This window comes from Streptomyces sp. NPDC007095, from assembly GCF_040634475.1.
Classification (GTDB): Bacteria; Actinomycetota; Actinomycetes; order Streptomycetales; family Streptomycetaceae; genus Streptomyces.
Map to the genome: position 1 here is coordinate 1 of NZ_JBEYFS010000524.1, position 1404 is coordinate 1404.

Genomic DNA, 1404 nt, shown 5'->3' on the forward strand with positions numbered 1-1404 from the left:
GCAACCAGTCCGGCGGCCCGGCGACGCAGACCCTCACCGTCGACGGCGGCTCGTCCCAGACGATCAGCTACTCGCCGACGCTGAACTGGGCCCCTTTGTGCTGTCACGGCCGGGCGTCGCCCCAGGCGCGCAGACGGCGCTGGCTGTCGCAGTCGGGCCAGCCGCTGTCGTGCGGGAAGCGGCCCCCGGTGGCGCGCAGGTCGGTGAGGACCTGCAGTAAGTCCGACTCGCCGTCCAGGACGGTGTCGACGTAGCCGTTTCCGCAGGTGCAGGGCGCGATGAGGGTGAGGACGTCGCGCTCCTGGTCGCCGTCGCTGGAGTGGTGCAGCCACAGGCCGCCGTCCAGGTAGGCGACGGCGCACGGCTCCAGTCCGGCCCCCGGCAGGGCGGGCCGGCCGGTCCAGTCGTCGTCGTCCAGTGCCTTGCCGAGGGTGTCGGGGTAGGCGTTCCAGACGTGGTCCAGGGCGGCCGTTTCGGCGTTGTCGCACTGTTCGTCCTCGCCCTGCACGCCGATCTCGCGGGCGATGTCGAAGAGGAGGGCGAGCGGCGAGTCCGCGCCGACGGTGACGGTGGGCGGGGTGAGGGTCTCGGTCATGTACAGCTCCTTCGGGTTCCGGGCGACCGGGCTGTCCGGTCCTCCGCACTGCCCCGGCCAGCGTTCGGCTGGTCGGGACGGCACGGGGATCCGTCAGAACGGGGGTTCGTCGTACGGGACGGTGGGGCGAGGCAGGAGGCGCAGGGACAGCTCGCGCCGCTCTGCCCAGCACCAGCAGGCCTCCATGTCCGGGTAGGGGCCGCTGGTCCACCAGCCGCCCGCGCCCCGGCAGTCGGGGCAGTTGGGGCGGGGGAGCGGCTCCAGCCAGATGCCGTGCCGGGAGCAGGTCAGCCTCCAGCGGCCGGCCTTGAGCGCGACGGCGGTACGCGGGCTGCGGGCCCTCACGTCAGCGGGATCGCGCGGCAGAGGCCGGCGTGCTCGTTGGCCTTCTCCCGGATGCTGAACAGGTAGTCCTTCTCCGGGAACCGTGAGGTGTCCTTGCAGCCGAGGCAGTTCCAGCGGTGCTTGTCGGAGTCGTGGCCGGCGCCGGTGACGTCGACGTACGAGCCGCCGACCGTGATGAACCGGATTTGCAGGCCCTTGGGCCGCTCGGGCTCGGTGAAGGCGGAGGCGATGGGTGTGGTGCGCATGGGCGGTGTCCTCTCGGATCAGGCGGCCAGCAGGTGCTTGGCCGGGGGAGGGGTGTAGGTGTCCGGGCTGGGCTCGTAGCCCTCGGAGCAGGGGTCGCACGAGCCCTTGGTGCGCAGCGGGAGGCAGAAGTAGTACCGGCGCTTGCACTTCGGGCAGGTCTGGCGAGCGGCCATCGCACGGTCCAGCGCCCATTCCTGAGCGATCGTGGGGACCCTCTT

At 71.9% G+C, this 1404-nt stretch carries 3 protein-coding genes and 1 pseudogene; all 4 read right to left on the reverse strand.

Annotated features, from left to right (window positions below; all coding sequences use genetic code 11):
- Window positions 1-103: 103 nt before the first annotated feature.
- Window positions 104-595: a hypothetical protein gene (locus ABZ656_RS57930; RefSeq protein WP_360280821.1), complete on the reverse strand. Its 492-nt coding sequence runs from the start codon at window positions 593-595 to the stop codon at window positions 104-106.
- Window positions 596-688: 93 nt separating this feature from the next.
- A complete protein-coding gene (locus ABZ656_RS57935; RefSeq protein ID WP_360280824.1) occupies window positions 689-940 on the reverse strand; it encodes a hypothetical protein in 252 nt (83 codons plus the stop codon).
- On the reverse strand, window positions 937-1185 hold the full coding sequence (locus tag ABZ656_RS57940) for a hypothetical protein (RefSeq protein WP_360280827.1): 249 nt from the start codon (window positions 1183-1185) through the stop codon (window positions 937-939). Before ABZ656_RS57940 ends, ABZ656_RS57935 begins: the two co-directional genes overlap by 4 nt.
- Before the next feature lie 18 nt (window positions 1186-1203).
- Window positions 1204-1404 (reverse strand): annotated as a pseudogene (locus tag ABZ656_RS57945) (hypothetical protein); the annotation flags it as partial.

Excerpts from the sequence above, each read along its gene's own strand:
- ABZ656_RS57940 (WP_360280827.1), bottom strand. The coding sequence starts at position 1,185 with ATGCGCACCACACCCATCGCCTCCGCCTTCACCGAGCCCGAGCGGCCC.
- ABZ656_RS57930 (WP_360280821.1), bottom strand. The coding sequence starts at position 595 with ATGACCGAGACCCTCACCCCGCCCACCGTCACCGTCGGCGCGGACTCG.